The sequence below is a fragment of the Pseudomonas baetica genome (assembly GCF_019733355.1).
In the GTDB taxonomy this organism is placed as follows: Bacteria; Pseudomonadota; Gammaproteobacteria; order Pseudomonadales; family Pseudomonadaceae; genus Aquipseudomonas; species Aquipseudomonas baetica_A.
Genome location: NZ_JAIHLQ010000015.1, coordinates 32122 through 50347, shown reverse-complemented (window position 1 = coordinate 50347; position 18226 = coordinate 32122). Strand labels below are relative to the sequence as shown.

16 protein-coding genes are annotated in these 18226 nt (G+C 60.3%); all 16 read left to right on the top strand.

Annotation, left to right across the window (positions count from 1 at the left end):
- Positions 1-346: 346 nt before the first annotated feature.
- The 16 genes from mraZ (at position 347) to lpxC (ending at position 18185) form a co-directional block, all read left to right on the top strand.
- The gene (gene mraZ, locus K5E40_RS15250) at positions 347-802 is read left to right on the top strand and encodes a division/cell wall cluster transcriptional repressor MraZ (RefSeq protein ID WP_221731512.1); all 456 of its coding nucleotides are present in this window, start codon (positions 347-349) and stop codon (positions 800-802) included.
- The gene (gene rsmH / locus K5E40_RS15245; RefSeq protein ID WP_409339138.1) at positions 799-1746 is read left to right on the top strand and encodes a 16S rRNA (cytosine(1402)-N(4))-methyltransferase RsmH; all 948 of its coding nucleotides are present in this window, start codon (positions 799-801) and stop codon (positions 1744-1746) included. Before mraZ ends, rsmH begins: the two co-directional genes overlap by 4 nt.
- Complete coding sequence (gene ftsL, locus K5E40_RS15240) at positions 1743-2036, top strand: cell division protein FtsL (RefSeq protein WP_221731511.1); 294 nt, start codon at positions 1743-1745, stop codon at positions 2034-2036. Before rsmH ends, ftsL begins: the two co-directional genes overlap by 4 nt.
- Positions 2036-3775, top strand: coding sequence for a penicillin-binding protein 2 (locus K5E40_RS15235; RefSeq protein WP_221731598.1), 1740 nt, complete (start codon positions 2036-2038; stop codon positions 3773-3775). Before ftsL ends, K5E40_RS15235 begins: the two co-directional genes overlap by 1 nt.
- Positions 3775-5238, top strand: coding sequence for a UDP-N-acetylmuramoyl-L-alanyl-D-glutamate--2,6-diaminopimelate ligase (locus K5E40_RS15230; protein WP_221731510.1), 1464 nt, complete (start codon positions 3775-3777; stop codon positions 5236-5238). The genes K5E40_RS15235 and K5E40_RS15230 overlap by 1 nt, the downstream gene beginning before the upstream one ends.
- Positions 5231-6598 (top strand): UDP-N-acetylmuramoyl-tripeptide--D-alanyl-D-alanine ligase, encoded by a 1368-nt coding sequence (gene murF / locus K5E40_RS15225; RefSeq protein WP_221731509.1) that lies wholly within the window; start codon positions 5231-5233, stop codon positions 6596-6598. The genes K5E40_RS15230 and murF overlap by 8 nt, the downstream gene beginning before the upstream one ends.
- Positions 6598-7680 carry a phospho-N-acetylmuramoyl-pentapeptide-transferase gene (gene mraY, locus K5E40_RS15220; protein ID WP_103306215.1) on the top strand — a complete coding sequence of 361 codons (1083 nt, stop codon included), beginning with the start codon at positions 6598-6600 and terminating at the stop codon, positions 7678-7680. The genes murF and mraY overlap by 1 nt, the downstream gene beginning before the upstream one ends.
- Before the next feature lie 5 nt (positions 7681-7685).
- On the top strand, positions 7686-9032 hold the full coding sequence (murD, locus tag K5E40_RS15215; RefSeq protein ID WP_221731508.1) for a UDP-N-acetylmuramoyl-L-alanine--D-glutamate ligase: 1347 nt from the start codon (positions 7686-7688) through the stop codon (positions 9030-9032).
- Complete coding sequence (gene ftsW / locus K5E40_RS15210) at positions 9029-10246, top strand: putative lipid II flippase FtsW (protein ID WP_401139127.1); 1218 nt, start codon at positions 9029-9031, stop codon at positions 10244-10246. Before murD ends, ftsW begins: the two co-directional genes overlap by 4 nt.
- Entirely contained in the window at positions 10236-11306 is a 1071-nt protein-coding gene (murG, locus tag K5E40_RS15205) for an undecaprenyldiphospho-muramoylpentapeptide beta-N-acetylglucosaminyltransferase (RefSeq protein ID WP_221731507.1), read from the top strand. Before ftsW ends, murG begins: the two co-directional genes overlap by 11 nt.
- Positions 11299-12759 (top strand): UDP-N-acetylmuramate--L-alanine ligase, encoded by a 1461-nt coding sequence (gene murC / locus K5E40_RS15200; protein WP_221731506.1) that lies wholly within the window; start codon positions 11299-11301, stop codon positions 12757-12759. Before murG ends, murC begins: the two co-directional genes overlap by 8 nt.
- Positions 12756-13715: a D-alanine--D-alanine ligase gene (locus tag K5E40_RS15195; RefSeq protein WP_221731505.1), complete on the top strand. Its 960-nt coding sequence runs from the start codon at positions 12756-12758 to the stop codon at positions 13713-13715. Before murC ends, K5E40_RS15195 begins: the two co-directional genes overlap by 4 nt.
- Positions 13716-13719: 4 nt before the next feature.
- Positions 13720-14586: a cell division protein FtsQ/DivIB gene (locus K5E40_RS15190; RefSeq protein ID WP_221731504.1), complete on the top strand. Its 867-nt coding sequence runs from the start codon at positions 13720-13722 to the stop codon at positions 14584-14586.
- A 15-nt stretch (positions 14587-14601) separates the two neighbouring features.
- Entirely contained in the window at positions 14602-15861 is a 1260-nt protein-coding gene (ftsA, locus tag K5E40_RS15185; RefSeq protein WP_047303071.1) for a cell division protein FtsA, read from the top strand.
- Positions 15862-15964: 103 nt separating this feature from the next.
- Entirely contained in the window at positions 15965-17161 is a 1197-nt protein-coding gene (gene ftsZ / locus K5E40_RS15180; protein ID WP_221731503.1) for a cell division protein FtsZ, read from the top strand.
- 112 nt (positions 17162-17273) lie between these two features.
- Positions 17274-18185: a UDP-3-O-acyl-N-acetylglucosamine deacetylase gene (gene lpxC / locus K5E40_RS15175; RefSeq protein WP_007916984.1), complete on the top strand. Its 912-nt coding sequence runs from the start codon at positions 17274-17276 to the stop codon at positions 18183-18185.
- Positions 18186-18226: the final 41 nt, after the last annotated feature.

Sequence of the window (18226 nt, the reverse complement as noted above, 5' to 3'; positions counted from 1 at the left end):
CTGGCTGAAAGTTCGGCAGCGGCAAATGCAGTAATAGCCATTTCCCACCTTGCTTCAATCAACAGCAGAAGCGCATTTGTAATACCGAAAAAATCTTACTCTTAACAAATTACTTTAACTTTCGATCGCAGCTTTCGGTGCTGCATCAAGTTATGGGTCAAAAGTAGCCGCCAGATTCTCGTTGCACCTCCTTTTATGCTCCTAAATCTCCGTTCTGTAAGGGTTTTCCTTTAATCCGCGCCTTGACGGTGTGGTGGGCGCATTCCTATAGTGTGCGCAAGTGGCGGAAAGTGGCATGAAGTGGGTTTTTTGAGCTCAAAACGATAAAAATTGGAGAAACGCAGACGTGTTTCGCGGAGCTAACGCTATAAGTCTCGACGCAAAGGGCCGTCTCGCTATGCCGAGCCGGTACCGTGACGAGCTCGAATCGCGGAGTTCCGGCCAGTTGATTGTCACGATCGATGCCGTTGATCCATGCCTGTGTGTTTACCCGCTCGATGAGTGGGAAATCATTGAAACCAAGTTGCGCGCGCTCCCTTCGCTTCGCGAAGAGAACCGTCGCCTGCAACGTTTATTGATTGGTAATGCCGTCGACCTCGAGCTCGATGGCAGTGGTCGTTTTCTGGTTCCGCCACGTCTGCGCGAGTACGCCAAATTGGATAAGCGCGCAATGTTGGTAGGCCAACTGAACAAGTTCCAATTGTGGGACGAGGATGCATGGAACGCGGTATCTGCCGCTGACCTTGCTGCCATTCAACAACCGGGCGCGATGCCTGATGAACTGCGTGATTTGATCCTGTGACTATTGATAGCGGCTTTAACCACATCACCGTACTGCTTGACGAAGCCGTCGAGGCTCTCGCCGTACGTCCTGATGGCTGCTATCTGGACGGCACGTTCGGTCGCGGCGGGCACAGTCGGTTGATTCTCAGCCAGCTCGGGCCGGCCGGTCGGCTCATCGGGTTCGACAAGGATCCCCAAGCGATTGCCACCGGGCAAGCGCTAGCGGCCGAAGACGGCCGCTTTGTCGTTGTGCAGCGCAGCTTTGCCGAGCTCGGCTCGGTCGTCGCCGAACGGGGGCTGGACGGCAAGGTCAGCGGGATTCTGCTCGATCTGGGCGTGTCTTCGCCGCAGCTCGATGACGCAGAGCGCGGCTTCAGTTTTCTCAATGACGGCCCGCTGGATATGCGTATGGACCCGTCCCGAGGCATCAGCGCCGCCGAGTTCGTCAATACCGCACCGGTTGAAGAAATCGCCCGGGTGTTCAAGGAATACGGCGAAGAGCGTTTCTCCGGGCGCATGGCCCGTGCCGTCGCCGAACGTCGCGATATCAAACCTTTCGAGCGCACAGCCGATCTGGCCGAAGTGTTGAAAGTCGCCAACCCGGCATGGGAGAAGGGCAAGAACCCGGCTACCCGTGCATTCCAGGGTTTGCGCATTCACGTCAACAACGAATTGGGTGACCTGGAAGCTGGCCTCGAAGCGGCACTGGAAGCCCTGGAAGTGGGCGGCCGTCTGGTTGTAATCAGTTTTCATTCGCTCGAAGACCGTATCGTCAAGCTGTTCATGCGCAAACTGGTGAAAGGCGAAGCCGACAACCTGCCGCGCAACCTGCCGGTTCGCCACGTTGCGTTCGAACCGAAAATCAAAGTCCATGGCAAAGCGCAGACGGCCTCCGACGCCGAACTCAAAGCCAACCCACGTTCCCGTAGCGCCGTCATGCGCGTCGCGGAGAAGTTGCGGTGAGCAAGCTTTTCGCCAAGCCACTGCCTGGCGGCAGCTTTTTCATGCTGCTGCTGTTTGTCGGCGTGCTCGTGTCGGCCATCGGCGTGTCTTACAGCGCGCACTGGAACCGTCAGTTGCTCAACAACCTTTATAACGAGCTGAGCGTGCGCGACAAGGCGCAAGCCGAATGGGGTCGTCTGATTCTTGAGCAAAGCACCTGGACCGCACACAGCCGGATCGAAGTACTGGCCACTGAGCAACTGAAAATGCACATCCCGGGCGCGGCTGACGTGCAGATGGTGGCGCCATGATGAAGCTTGAAGGCGCACTCTTTCCGTGGCGCTTCCGCCTGATGCTGGCGCTCCTCGGCGTGATGGTCGCAGCGATCTGCTGGCGAATTATCGACCTGCAAGTGGTTGACCGTGACTTCCTCAAAGGTCAGGGCGATGCCCGCAGTCTTCGTCACATTCCTATCCCGGCGCACCGAGGTCTGATCACTGACCGCAACGGCGAACCTTTGGCGGTCAGCACCCCGGTGACGACCCTGTGGGCCAACCCCAAGGAAATGCAATCGGCCAAAGAGAAGTGGCCTGCATTGGCGACAGCGCTGGGGCAGGATCCGAAAGCACTGACTGAGCGTCTCGAAGCCCAAGCCAACAAAGAATTCATTTATCTGGTGCGGGGGCTGACTCCCGAGCAAGGCCAGGCTGTGCTCGACCTCAAAGTGCCGGGCGTCTATGGCATCGAAGAATTCCGGCGTTTCTATCCGGCCGGTGAAGTGACGGCGCACATGGTCGGATTCACCGACATCGATGACCACGGTCGTGAGGGTGTCGAACTGGCTTATGACGAATGGCTGGCCGGGGTGCCGGGCAAACGACAGGTCATCAAGGATCGGCGCGGACGGCTGATCAAGGATGTCCAGGTCACCAAAAACGCCAAGGCCGGTAAGCCCTTGGCGTTGTCCATTGACCTGCGTCTGCAATATCTGGCCAACCGCGAACTGCGTAACGCGATCATCGAGAACGGCGCCAAGGCCGGCAGCCTGGTGATCATGGACGTAAAGACCGGCGAGATTCTTGCCATGGTCAATCAGCCGACCTACAACCCGAACAACCGCCGCAATCTGCAGCCGGCGATGATGCGTAACCGCGCGATGATCGACGTGTTCGAGCCGGGCTCGACCATGAAAGCGATCTCGATGAGCGCTGCGATCGAGTCCGGCCGTTGGAAACCGACCGACACCGTCGAGGTGTATCCGGGGACTTTGCAGATTGGTAAATACACCATCAAGGACGTATCCCGAAGCGAAGGCCCGGTGCTGGACATGGCCGGCATTCTGATCAATTCCAGTAACGTCGGCATGAGTAAGGTCGCCTTCGATATTGGTGGCGAAACCATCTACCGTCTCGCGCAGAAAGTCGGCCTGGGCCAGGACACGGGCCTCGGCTTCCCGGGGGAGCGCGTGGGCAACTTGCCGAACTACCGCGAATGGCGCAAGGCAGAAACCGCGACACTGTCCTACGGCTACGGTATTTCCGTGACCGCGATCCAATTGGTCCACGCCTTTTCGGCGCTGGCCAACAACGGTCGTCTCGCACCGCTGACGCTGATCAAAACCGACAAGCCGCCGCAAACCACGCAAGTGCTGCCTGAAGCCGTCGCGAAAACCATGCAAGGCATGCTGCAGCAAGTGATCGAGGCGCCTCGTGGCGTGTTCCGTGCGAAGGTGCCGGCGTATCACGTGGCTGGCAAGTCGGGTACGGCGCGCAAGACATCGACGGGCACCAAGGGCTACGCCGAAAATTCCTACCGCTCGCTGTTCGCCGGTTTCGGCCCGATGAGCGACCCGCGTTACGCAATCGTTGTGGTGATTGATGAGCCGTCCAAGGCCGGTTACTTCGGTGGTCTGGTATCGGCGCCGGTGTTCAGCCGTGTGATGTCCGGCACCCTGCGTCTGATGAACGTAACCCCGGACAACCTGCCGACGACACAACAGGCCAACGCCACCCCGGTTATTCCGCTGAAAGCCAATGGAGGGCGCGGCTGATGTCTCTTAGTCTGAACAAAATATTCCCTCACGCCGGCCACGATCTGTTGATCCGAGAACTGGCACTGGATAGCCGAAACGTGCGCGCGGGTGATCTGTTCCTCGCTGTGCCCGGCGGCAAGTTCGATGGCCGCGCGCACATTGCCGATGCGCTCGCACGCGGCGCAGCAGCGGTGGCTTATGAGGTGGAAGGCGCCACGGTACTGCCGATCACCGATGTGCCGCTGATTCCGGTCAAGGGTCTGGCCGCACAGTTGTCGGACATCGCCGGGCGTTTTTACGGTGAGCCAAGCCACCATCTGAAGCTGATCGGCGTGACCGGCACCAACGGTAAAACCAGCGTGACCCAATTGGTGGCGCAAGCGCTGGATCTGCTCGGCCAGCATTGCGGCATCGTCGGCACGCTGGGTTCCGGCTTCTATGGCGCACTGGAAAGCGGCCTGCACACCACGCCCAATCCAATTGCCGTGCAAGCGACTTTGGGCGACCTGAAAAAGGCCGGCGCCAAAGCCGTGGCCATGGAAGTCTCGTCCCACGGTCTGGATCAGGGGCGCGTGAGCGCGTTGTCGTTTGACGTGGCAGTGATGACCAACCTGTCCCGTGATCATCTGGATTACCACGGGACCATGGAGGCTTACGCCGAGACCAAGGCCAAGCTGTTCGCCTGGAATGACCTGAAGTGCCGTGTGGTCAACCTCGACGACGATTTTGGCCGGCAACTGGCTGCCGAAAAACGCGATTCGCGGCTGATTACTTACAGCCTGCTCGACAGCAGTGCCTATCTGTATTGCCGCGAAGCCCAGTTCGATGACCACGGCGTGCTCGCCACCCTGGTGACGCCGCAAGGCGAACATCATTTGCGCAGCACGTTGTTGGGTCGTTTCAACCTGAGCAATATATTGGCTGCAGTCGGTGCCTTGCTGGGGCTGGATTACGCACTGGACGAAATTCTTAAAGTACTGCCAAAACTCGAAGGTCCGGTCGGTCGCATGCAGCGTCTTGGCGGTGGCACGCAACCGTTGGTCGTGGTCGATTATGCCCATACCCCGGATGCCCTGGAAAAAGTGCTGACGGCATTGCGCCCCCACGTCAAAGGTCGGTTGCTGTGCCTGTTCGGCTGCGGCGGTGATCGCGATCGCGGCAAGCGTCCGCTGATGGCTGAAGTGGTCGAGCGTCTGGCCGATCAAGTGCTGGTCACTGACGACAACCCTCGCACGGAAGACCCGGCAGTGATTTTCGATGACATCCGCGCCGGTTTCACCGCTGTGGATAAAGTCACGTTCGTTGCCGGCCGTGGTCAGGCAATTGCTCAACTGATCGCCGGTGCTTCGGCGGATGACGTGATCGTGCTGGCCGGTAAAGGTCACGAGGACTATCAGGAAATCAATGGCGAGCGCCATGCCTTCTCTGATCTGGTCGAGGCCGATCACGCCCTGACCGCGTGGGAGGTGGCCCATGCTTAAGGCCCTCAAACTCAGCGAATTGACCAACGCGCTCGACGCACGCCTGATCAGCGCCGATGCCAGCTTCGACGGCGTCAGCATCGACAGCCGCGCGATCCAGCCCGGCCAACTGTTTATTGCCCTGACCGGCCCGCGTTTCGATGGTCATGACTATTTGAACGACGTAGCGGCCAAAGGCGCTGTTGCAGCGCTGGTCGAGCGTGAAGTCGCCGGCAGCACGCTGCCGCAACTGCTGGTCAAAGACACCCGCCAAGCGTTGGGCCAGTTGGGTGCCTTGAACCGTGCTGCCTTCAATCAGCCAGTCGCAGCTATAACCGGCTCCAGCGGCAAGACCACCGTCAAGGAAATGCTCGCGAGCATTCTGCGCACGCGCGGTCCGGTGCTGGCCACCCGTGGCAACCTGAACAACGACCTCGGCGCACCACTGACCTTGCTCGAACTGGCGCCGGAGCATACGGCGGCCGTGATCGAACTGGGCGCTTCGCGTCTGGGTGAAATTGCTTATACCGTTGGGCTGACCAAGCCACATGTGGCGATCTTGAACAATGCCGGCACCGCTCACGTCGGTGAGTTCGGCGGCCCGGAAAAAATCGTCGAGGCCAAAGGCGAAATCATCGAAGGGCTGGCGGCGGATGGTATCGCCGTGCTGAACCTCGATGACAAGGCCTTCGGTATCTGGAAGACCCGCGCTGCCGGGCGCAAAGTGCTGACCTTCGCCCTCAGCAATTCGCAGGCTGACTTCTACGCCAGCAACTTGAGCACCGATGCTCGTGGCTGCCCGGCCTTCAATCTGCACACGCCTGAAGGTGTCGAGTACGTTCAACTGAACCTGCTCGGCACGCATAACGTCGCCAATGCCATGGCCGCCGCCGCCGCCGCACACGCGTTGGGGGTGTCGCTGTTCGGCATCGCCACCGGGCTTGGCGCGGTGCAACCGGTCAAGGGGCGCACCGTCGCGCAACTGGCGAAGAACGGCATGCGCGTGATCGATGACACTTACAACGCAAACCCCACCTCAATGTGCGCGGCCGTTGATATACTCGCCGGCTTTTCCGGCCGCACCGTCCTGGTGCTCGGAGACATCGGCGAGTTGGGCGATTGGGCGGAGCAGGGGCACCGCGACGTGGGCGAGTACGCCCGGGGCAAGGTTTGCGCGCTTTATGCCGTTGGGCCGAACATGGTCCACGCCGTAAACGCTTTCGGTGAACAGGCGTATCACTTCGGCACGCAAGCCGAACTGATCCAGGCCCTCGACGCCGAGCAGGACACAAACACCACCATTTTGATCAAGGGTTCGCGCAGTGCAGCGATGGAAAACATCGTTGCGGCTCTGTGCGGGTCCAGTCTGGAGAAACATTAATGCTGCTGCTGCTAGCGGAGTATCTGCAACAGTTCTACAAAGGCTTCGCGGTCTTCCAGTACCTGACCCTGCGCGGGATTCTCGGTGTGCTGACCGCGCTGGTTTTGTCGCTGTGCTATGGCCCGTGGATGATCCGCACCCTGCAGAACCGTCAGATCGGTCAATCCGTTCGTAACGATGGTCCGCAATCGCACTTGTCGAAATCCGGTACGCCGACCATGGGTGGCGCGCTGATTCTGTCTTCGATCGGCGTCAGCACACTGCTCTGGGCTGACCTGAGCAACCGTTACGTCTGGACTGTTTTGCTGGTGACCTTGCTGTTCGGTGCCATCGGCTGGGTCGACGATTACCGCAAAGTCATCGAGAAGAACTCGCGTGGCCTGCCGAGCCGCTGGAAGTATTTCTGGCAATCGGTGTTCGGCCTCGGCGCGGCGATCTTCCTTTATATGACCGCTTCCACCCCGGTGGAAACCACACTGATCCTGCCGATGCTCAAGGACTACAGCATTCCGCTGGGGGCCGGGTTCATCGTGCTGACCTACTTTGTGATCGTCGGTTCGAGCAACGCGGTCAACCTGACTGACGGCCTCGACGGTCTGGCGATCATGCCAACCGTGATGGTCGGCGGTGGCCTGGGCATTTTCTGCTACCTATCGGGTAACGTGAAATTCGCTGAATACCTGCTGATCCCCTACGTGCCGGGCGCGGGCGAGCTGATCGTGTTCTGCGGTGCGCTGATCGGTGCCGGTCTGGGCTTCCTCTGGTTCAACACCTATCCGGCGCAAGTGTTCATGGGTGACGTCGGCGCACTGGCGCTGGGTGCAGCCCTGGGCACCATCGCGGTGATCGTCCGTCAGGAAATCGTCCTGTTCATCATGGGCGGCGTGTTCGTGATGGAAACCCTGTCAGTCGTCATTCAAGTTGCTTCCTTCAAGCTGACCGGTCGCCGTGTGTTCCGCATGGCACCGATACACCACCACTTTGAACTCAAGGGCTGGCCCGAGCCGCGCGTGATCGTCCGTTTCTGGATCATCACCGTGATTCTCGTGCTGATCGGCCTTGCCACCCTGAAGCTGAGGTAGAACGAGTGTCTCTGATCGCTTCTGACCACTTCCGCATCGTTGTCGGCCTCGGCAAGAGCGGCATGTCCCTGGTTCGCTTCCTGGCGAGCCGGGGCACGTCGTTTGCCGTGGCTGACACGCGGGAAAATCCACCGGAACTGGCCACGCTCAAGCGTGACTATCCGCAGGTGGAAGTGCGTTGTGGCGAGCTGGACGTCGAATTCCTGTGCCGTGCCGACGAGCTCTACGTGAGCCCCGGCCTGGCGCTGGCGACCCCGGCCCTGCAAGCCGCCGCCGCCCGTGGCGTGAAACTGTCCGGCGACATCGAGTTGTTCGCGCGTAACGCGCAGGCGCCAATCGTGGCCATCAGCGGTTCCAACGCGAAAAGCACCGTCACCACCCTGGTTGGCGAGATGGCGATGGCGGCCGGCAAACGTGTCGCAGTAGGCGGCAACCTCGGCACCCCCGCGCTGGACCTGCTCAGTGACGACGTCGAGCTGTACGTGATGGAACTGTCGAGTTTCCAACTGGAAACCACCGACCAGCTCAACGCCGAAGTGGCGACCGTACTCAACATCAGTGAAGACCACATGGACCGCTACAGCGGTCTGCCGGCCTATCACCTGGCCAAGCACCGGATCTTCCGTGGTGCCAGGCAGTTTGTGGTCAACCGTCAGGATGCACTGACGCGGCCATTGATCGGCGAGGGCCAGCCGTGCTGGACCTTCGGTCTGAGCAAACCGGATTTCAAGGCGTTCGGTATCCGGGAAGAAGACGGCGAGAAATACCTGGCCTTTGAATTCCAGAACCTGATGCCGGTGCGCGAGCTGAAAGTTCGCGGCGCACACAACCAGTCCAACGCCCTCGCGGCCTTGGCGCTCGGTCATGCGGTCGGTCTGCCGTTCGAGGCCATGCTCGCGGCGCTGCGTAATTTCGCCGGTCTCGAACACCGCTGCCAGTGGGTGCGCGATCTGGACGGCGTTGCTTATTACAACGACTCCAAAGCCACCAACGTTGGCGCCGCGCTGGCTGCCATTGAAGGCTTGGGTGCGGACATCGACGGCAAGATCGTGCTGATCGCCGGTGGCGATGGCAAGGGGGCCGAATTCAACGATCTGCGTGATCCGGTCGCCGCCCACTGCCGTGCCGTGATTCTGATGGGCCGCGACAGCGACAAGATCGGCGCCGCCCTCGGCGACGCCGTTCCACTGATCCGCGTTACTTCCTTGGTTGAGGCCGTCGAGCAATGCCGCGCCGCTGCCCAACCGGGCGATGTGGTGCTGCTGTCGCCAGCCTGCGCCAGTTTCGACATGTTCAAGCATTACGAAGACCGTGGTCACCAGTTCGTCCGCGCCGTGGAGGAACTGGCATGAGCCTGCTCAACATCATCAAACCGTATCCATCGCCGATCATCACCGGGCGCGGAATCGACCTCGACTTCCCGATGCTCGCCGGGTGCCTGGCGCTGCTCGGTCTCGGCCTGGTCATGATCGCGTCGGCGTCCACCGAAGTGGCCGCCGCGCAGTCGGGCAGTGCGCTGTACTACATGATTCGCCACCTGATCTATGTGGCGCTGGGCCTTGGCGCCTGCATCATCACCATGATGATTCCAATCGCCACCTGGCAACGCTTGGGCTGGCTGATGCTGCTCGGTGCGTTTGGTCTGCTGGTGATGGTAATCATTCCGGGCATCGGCCGAGAAGTGAACGGTTCGATGCGCTGGATCGGTTTCAGCTTCTTCAACGTCCAGCCGTCCGAGATCGCCAAAGTGTTCGTGGTGATCTACCTCGCCGGTTACCTGGTGCGGCGCCAGAAAGAAGTGCGCGAAAGCTGGATGGGCTTTTTCAAGCCGTTCATCGTCCTGTTGCCGATGGCCGGCCTGTTGCTGATGGAACCGGACTTCGGGGCCACCGTGGTCATGATGGGCGCGGCGGCGGCCATGCTATTCCTCGGCGGGGTTGGTTTGTTCCGCTTCTCGCTGATGGTGGTGCTGGCGGTTGGGGCCGTGGTTTTGCTGATTCAGATGCAGCCGTACCGGATGGCACGTCTGACCAACTTCGCCGACCCGTGGGCCGACCAGTTCGGTGCCGGTTATCAATTGTCGCAAGCCTTGATCGCGTTCGGTCGTGGCGAATGGCTGGGCGTTGGCCTGGGCAACAGCGTGCAGAAGCAGTTCTACCTGCCGGAAGCGCACACCGACTTCGTGTTCTCCGTACTGGCTGAGGAGTTGGGCGCGGTGGGTTCGCTGTGCACCGTGGCGCTGTTCGTATTCGTCTGTATCCGTGGCATGTACATCGGTCTGTGGGCCGAGAAGGCCAAACAGTACTTTGCCGCTTACGTTGCTTACGGTCTGTCGTTCCTGTGGATTGGTCAGTTCCTGATCAACATCGGTGTGAACGTCGGCCTGCTGCCAACCAAGGGCCTGACCTTGCCGTTCCTCAGTTATGGCGGCAGTTCGTTGGTGATCTGCTGTGCCTGCCTGGGTTTGTTGTTGAGGATCGAGTGGGAGAGTCGAACCCACCTGGGCAGTGAAGAGATGGAGTTCCATGAGAGCGACTTCGCCGAGGAGCCGAATCATGGGCGCTAACGTATTGATCATGGCCGGCGGAACCGGCGGCCACGTGTTCCCGGCGCTGGCCTGTGCCCGCGAGTTTCAGGCGCGCGGCTACACCGTGCACTGGCTCGGCACGCCACGCGGGATCGAGAACGAACTGGTCCCGGCGGCCGGACTGGAACTGCATCGGATCAACGCCAATGGCCTGCGCGGCAAGGGCAAGCTGTCGCTGCTCAAGGCGCCGTTCATGCTGCTCAAGTCGGTTTGGCAGGCGCGGGCAATCATTCGCAAGCTGCGTCCGGTGTGCGTGGTCGGCTTCGGTGGTTATGTGACTGGCCCCGGTGGTCTTGCCGCGAAGCTGGCCGGCGTGCCGGTGATCGTTCACGAACAAAACGCCGTGGCCGGCACCGCCAATCGGTTGCTGGTGCCGTTCGCCGCCCGGGTGTGTGAAGCCTTCCCCGACACCTTTACTCTGTCGGACACCCGCCGTACCACCGGAAACCCGGTGCGCAGCGAGCTGTTCCTCGAAACACCGCGACCTGCTCTGGCCGGTCGCAAAGCGCGTTTGCTGATCCTGGGCGGAAGCCTTGGCGCAGAGCCGTTGAATAAATTGCTGCCTGAAGCGCTGGCGCAAGTCGCTGCCGATTTGCGTCCGGAAGTGTTCCATCAGGCCGGCAAAAACCACGATGAAGTGACTGCAGAGCGCTACCGCGCTGCCGGCGTGGATGCGCAGGTGCAGCCGTTCATCAAAGACATGGCCCAAGCCTATGGCTGGGCCGACCTGGTGGTGTGCCGCGCAGGTGCGTTGACCATCAGTGAGCTGGCTGCCGCCGGTCTGCCCTCGATGCTGGTGCCTTTGCCCCACGCGATCGACGATCACCAGACCCGCAACGCCGAATATTTGGCCCGTGAAGGCGCAGCCTTCCTGATGCCGCAAAGAACGACTGGTGCCGCGGACCTTGCCGCGCGCCTGACAGAGGTCTTGATGCAACCGCAACGACTTGAAGAAATGGCCCAAGCGGCCCGCCGTCTGGCGAAACCCGATGCCACCCGTAGTGTGGTCGATTCCTGTCTGGAGGTGTCCCATGGTTGAGAATCAGAAAGCCATGCCACAACCGGAAATGCGCCGCATCCGTCGCATCCACTTCGTCGGTATCGGCGGCGTGGGCATGTGTGGCATTGCCGAAGTGTTGTTGAACCTGGGCTATGAAGTGTCCGGTTCCGACCTGAAAGCTTCGCCGGTCACCGAGCGTCTGGAATCGTTCGGCGCCCACATTTTTATCGGCCACCGTGCCGAGAATGCCGCTGCCGCCGACGTGCTGGTGGTGTCGAGTGCCGTCAACACCTCCAACCCGGAAGTGGCGACGGCCCTGGAACGCCGCATCCCGGTGGTGCCGCGTGCCGAAATGCTCGCTGAGCTGATGCGCTATCGCCACGGCATTGCCGTCGCTGGTACGCACGGCAAAACCACCACCACCAGCCTGATTGCCTCCGTGTTCGCGGCCGGTGGCCTGGACCCGACTTTCGTCATCGGTGGCCGTCTGAATGCCGCGGGCACCAATGCCCAGCTCGGCACCAGCCGTTACCTGATCGCCGAAGCCGACGAGAGCGATGCGAGCTTCCTGCACCTGCAACCGCTGGTGGCTGTGGTCACCAACATCGACGCCGATCACATGGCGACCTACGACGGTGACTTCAACAAACTGAAGAAGACCTTCGTCGAGTTCCTGCACAACCTGCCGTTCTACGGTTTGGCGGTGATGTGCCTGGACGATCCGGTGGTGCGTGAAATCCTGCCGCAGGTCAAACGGCCGACCGTGACCTATGGCTTCAGCGAAGACGCCGACGTGCGCGCGATCAATGTGCGCCAGCAAGGCATGCAAACCTTCTTCACTGTGCTGCGCCCAGACCGTGAGCCGCTGGAAGTGTCGGTCAACATGCCGGGCAATCACAACGTGCTGAACTCCCTGGCGACCATCTGCATCGCCACCGACGAAGGCGTCAGCGATGAAGCCATCGTCCAGGGCCTGTCGGGCTTCCAGGGTGTCGGTCGACGCTTCCAGGTCTACGGCGAACTGCCGGTGGACGGCGGCCACGTGATGCTGGTCGACGACTACGGTCACCACCCGACCGAAGTCGCCGCTGTCATTAAAGCCGTGCGTGGTGGCTGGCCGGAGCGCCGTCTGGTGATGGTCTACCAACCCCACCGTTACAGCCGCACCCGTGACCTGTACGACGATTTCGTCAATGTACTGGCCGACGCCAACGTGCTGCTGCTGATGGAAGTCTATCCGGCCGGTGAAGAGCCGATCCCGGGCGCCGACAGCCGCAAGCTGTGCAACAGCATTCGCCAGCGTGGTCAGCTCGACCCGATCTACATCGAGCGTGGCGTCGACCTGGCGCCGCTGGTCAAGCCGCTGCTGCGTGCCGGCGACATTCTGCTGTGCCAGGGCGCCGGTGATATCGGCGGTCTTGCACCCAAACTGTTGAAAAGTGAGTTGTTCGCTGGCGCCGTGGCGGCGTCGGTCGAGGGGAAGTTGAAATGACTGCTGCCTACGCCAAGCTGTTCTCTACTATTGCGCCGAAAGACTTCGGCCGCGTCGCCGTGCTCTTCGGTGGCTTGAGTGCCGAGCGTGAGGTGTCGTTGAAATCCGGTAATGCCGTGCTCGAGGCGCTGCAAAGCGCGGGTGTGGACGCGTTCGGGATCGACGTCGGCGAAGACTTTCTGCAGCGTCTGCTCAGCGAAAAAATCGACCGTGCCTTCATCATTCTTCACGGCCGTGGCGGCGAAGACGGCTCCATGCAGGGCCTGCTCGAATGCGCCGGCATTCCGTACACCGGCAGCGGCATTCTGGCCTCGGCACTGGCGATGGACAAACTGCGCACCAAGCAGGTCTGGCACAGCCTCGGGATTCCGACGCCGCGTCACGCTGTACTGTGCAGCGAAGCCGATTGTATTTCTGCAGCGACGGAACTGGGCTTCCCTTTGATCGTCAAACCGGCCCATGAAGGTTCAAGTATCGGGATGGCCAAAGTGAGTTCTGCGTCCGAGTTGATCGACGCATGGAAAGCGGCCAGTACCTACGATTCGCAAGTGTTGGTTGAGCAATGGATTCAAGGTCCGGAGTTCACCATCGCCACCCTGCGTGACCAGGTGTTGCCTCCTATCGCCCTGGGTACACCGCACACGTTCTACGACTACGACGCCAAGTACATCGCCAACGATACCCAGTACCGCATTCCGTGCGGGCTGGATGCCGCCAAGGAACAGGAACTCATGGAACTCACGGCCAAGGCCAGTGAGGCATTGGGTATTGCCGGTTGGGGCAGGGCGGACGTGATGCAGGACGCCGACGGGCAATTCTGGTTTCTGGAAGTGAACACTGCACCGGGCATGACCGATCACAGTCTGGTGCCGATGGCAGCCCGTGCTGCCGGTCTGGATTTCCAGCAACTGGTTCTGGCCATTCTGGCCGCCAGTGTTGAAGACGCTCGAGGTTAAGACGATGCAAGGCGCTCAGCTCAGACATCAGCCCCCCGCACCCGGCCGCAAGCCGGTGCCTCGGGGTGCCAGCCGAATGGTGGCCAAAGAGCCGATGTCCGCGCGCCTGCCGAAAGCCAATTTCGGCTTTTTGAAAAGCCTGTTCTGGCCGGTGCTGTTGGTCGTGCTCGGTTTCGGTACTTACGAAGGTGCACAGCGTCTGCTGCCGTACGCCGATCGGCCAATCAGCAAGATCGCAGTCCAGGGCGACCTGAGTTACATCAGTCAGCAGGCGGTGCAGCAGCGAATCGCTCCTTATGTGGCGGCAAGCTTCTTCACCATCGACCTGGAGGGCATGCGCAAAGAACTGGAGCAAATGCCCTGGATCGCCCACGCCGAAGTGCGCCGTGTGTGGCCGGATCAAGTGGTGATCCGCCTCGAAGAACAACTGCCGGTGGCCCGCTGGGGCGACGAGTCGTTGCTGAACAACCAGGGCCAGGCGTTTACGCCCAGGGAACTGGCGAACTACGAACACTTGCCACAGTTGTTCGGTCCTCAACGGGCTCAACAGCAAGTGATGCAGCAATACCAGGTGCTGAGCCAGATGCTGCGACCGATGGGCTTCTCGATTGCCCGCCTGGAACTGCGTGAGCGCGGTAGCTGGTTCCTGACCACCGGCGCCGGCAGTTCCGGCCCCGGCATCGAGTTGCTGCTGGGACGCGGCAACCTGGTGGAAAAGATGCGCCGTTTCATTGCCATCTATGACAAGACGCTTAAAGACCAGATTACGAACATTGCGCGCATCGATCTGCGCTACGCCAACGGCCTTGCTGTTGGCTGGCGGGAACCCGTAGCGCCGACGACAGCCCAACCCGCTGTCGCGAAGAATTAAGAAGAGGCAGGACCCATGGCAAACGTGCAAAGCGGCAAAATGATCGTCGGTCTGGATATCGGCACCTCCAAGGTGGTGGCGCTGGTAGGCGAGGTCTCGGACGACGGCACGCTGGAAATCGTCGGTATCGGCACACATCCGTCCCGCGGCCTGAAAAAAGGCGTGGTGGTGAATATCGAGTCCACCGTGCAATCGATCCAGCGTGCGATCGAAGAAGCCCAACTCATGGCGGGCTGCCGCATTCACTCGGCGTTCGTAGGCGTGGCCGGCAATCACATCCGCAGCCTGAACTCCCATGGCATCGTCGCGATTCGTGACCGTGAAGTGAGCTCCGCTGACCTTGAGCGTGTCCTGGATGCTGCGCAGGCCGTGGCGATCCCGGCTGACCAGCGCGTGCTGCACACCCTGCCGCAGGATTACGTGATCGATAACCAGGAAGGCGTCCGCGAACCTTTGGGCATGTCCGGCGTGCGCCTGGAAGCCAAGGTTCACGTCGTCACCTGCGCCGTCAACGCCGCACAGAACATTGAAAAATGCGTGCGCCGTTGTGGCCTGGAAATCGACGACATCATTCTCGAACAACTGGCTTCGGCCTACTCGGTCCTGACCGACGACGAAAAAGAACTGGGCGTGTGCCTGGTCGACATCGGCGGCGGCACCACCGACATCGCGATTTTCACCGAAGGTGCGATTCGCCATACCGCGGTGATCCCGATTGCCGGTGATCAGGTGACCAACGACATCGCCATGGCGTTGCGCACCCCGACTCAGTACGCCGAAGAGATCAAGATCCGTTACGCCTGCGCCCTGGCCAAACTGGCCGGCGCTGGCGAAACCATCAAAGTGCCGAGCGTCGGCGACCGTCCACCGCGCGAACTGTCGCGTCAGGCCCTGGCCGAAGTGGTCGAGCCGCGTTACGACGAACTGTTCACCCTGATCCAGGCCGAACTGCGTCGCAGCGGCTACGAAGACCTGATCCCGGCCGGCATCGTGCTGACCGGCGGTACTTCGAAGATGGAAGGCGCCACCGAACTGGCCGAAGAAATCTTCCACATGCCGGTCCGTCTGGGCGTGCCGCATGGTGTCAAAGGCCTGGATGACGTGGTGCGTAACCCGATTTATTCCACTGGCGTTGGCTTGTTGATGTACGGCCTGCAAAAACAGTCCGACGGGGTTTCGTTCTCCGGCATCGGCAGCCGCGACAGCTACAGCAGCGAGGAGCCACAGGCACCGTTGCTCGATCGATTGAAGAAGTGGGTTCAAGGCAACTTTTAATTGCAGTTCGAAGCGTCAAGCTTCGGGCGGCAAGCAGTAGCAGTAGATGCACCGCAACAAAATGCAGTAGGCGAAAAAACTAGAGAACGTAAGGAGAGGGAAAATGTTCGAACTCGTAGACAACATCCCCGCAAGCCCGGTAATTAAAGTTATCGGTGTTGGCGGTGGCGGCGGCAACGCTGTCAATCACATGGTCAAGAGCAACATCGAAGGCGTCGAATTCATCTGCGCCAACACTGATGCTCAAGCGCTGAAAAACATCGGCGCGCGTACCATCCTGCAACTGGGCACTGGCGTCACTAAAGGCCTGGGCGCCGGCGCGAATCCGGAAGTCGGCCGTCAGGCTGCTCTGGAAGACCGCGAGCGCATTGCTGAAGTGCTGGCCGGCACCAACATGGTGTTCATCACCACGGGCATGGGCGGTGGTACCGGTACCGGTGCTGCGCCGATCATCGCCGAAGTGGCCAAGGAAATGGGCATCCTGACCGTTGCGGTCGTGACCCGTCCGTTCCCGTTCGAAGGCCGCAAGCGTATGCAGATCGCCGACGAAGGCATCCGCATGCTGTCCGAAAGCGTCGACTCGTTGATCACCATTCCTAACGAGAAGCTGCTGACCATCCTCGGTAAAGACGCCAGCCTCTTGTCGGCTTTCGCCAAGGCTGACGATGTACTGGCCGGTGCCGTTCGCGGTATCTCCGACATCATCAAGCGTCCGGGCATGATCAACGTCGACTTTGCCGACGTGCGTACCGTGATGAGCGAAATGGGCATGGCGATGATGGGCACTGGCTGCGCCAGCGGTCCGAACCGTGCACGTGAAGCCACCGAAGCTGCCATTCGCAACCCGCTGCTGGAAGACGTGAACCTGCAAGGCGCACGCGGCATTCTGGTGAACATCACCGCCGGTCCTGACCTGTCTCTGGGTGAGTACTCCGACGTGGGTAGCATCATTGAAGCCTTCGCTTCCGAGCACGCCATGGTCAAGGTCGGTACCGTTATCGATCCGGACATGCGCGACGAGCTGCACGTGACTGTGGTTGCCACGGGTCTGGGCGCGAAAATCGAGAAGCCTGTGAAGGTTATCGACAACACCGTTCACACCTCGATGGCTGCTTCTCAGGTGCAACAACCGGCTCCGGCCCGTCAGGAAGCGCCAGCGGTGAACTACCGTGACCTGGACCGTCCGACCGTCATGCGCAACCAGGCTCAGGCCGGTGCTGCGGCTGCCGCGAAGATGAATCCGCAAGATGACCTGGATTATCTGGACATCCCGGCATTCCTGCGTCGTCAGGCCGATTGATGGAATGTATCAGGCCTATGAAGGTGATTGGTGTTCAGCAAAGGTTCGGTCTGCTATCATCGCCAGCCTTTGTTGATACCAGTTCGCAATTTGCGCTGAAGCGGCCCAAGCCATGATTAAACAACGCACACTGAAAAATATTATCCGTGCCACAGGTGTAGGCCTGCACTCCGGTGAGAAGGTCTATCTGACCCTCAAGCCTGCGCCTGTCGACACTGGCATTGTGTTTTGTCGCGCTGACCTCGACCCTGTGGTGCAGATTCCTGCCCGCGCGGAAAACGTCGGTGAAACCACTATGTCGACGACGCTGATTAACGGCGACGTCAAAGTGGACACGGTAGAGCACTTGCTCTCGGCCATGGCTGGCCTGGGCATCGATAACGCCTACGTCGAGCTCTCCGCGTCCGAAGTCCCGATCATGGATGGCAGCGCTGGACCCTTCGTATTCCTGATTCAATCGGCTGGCCTGGAAGAACAGGACGCCGCCAAGAAATTCATCCGCATCCTGCGTGAAGTGACAGTGGAAGACGGCGACAAGCGCGCCACTTTCGTGCCTTTCGAAGGGTTCAAGGTGAGCTTCGAGATCGATTTCGATCACCCGGTATTCCGGGACCGCACCCAAAGTGCAAGCGTGGATTTTTCCAGCACTTCGTTCGTAAAAGAAGTCAGCCGCGCCCGTACTTTCGGTTTCATGAGTGACATCGAGTATCTGCGCAAGCACAACCTCGCACTTGGCGGCAGCGTTGAAAACGCAATCGTGGTCGATGCCGATGGCGTACTGAACGAAGACGGCCTTCGCTATGAAGACGAATTCGTGAAGCACAAGATCCTCGATGCCATTGGCGATCTGTACCTGCTGGGCAATAGCCTGATTGGTGAGTTCAAAGGCTTCAAGTCCGGTCATGCACTGAACAACCAGTTGCTGCGCAAGTTGATTGAGCAGACAGATGCTTGGGAAGTGGTGACGTTCGAAGACGCCAGCACCGCACCAATCTCTTACATGCGCCCTGTTGCGGCGGTGTAAGTAAAAAACCTCTCTAGTTTTTTGAAGGCCACCTTTGGGTG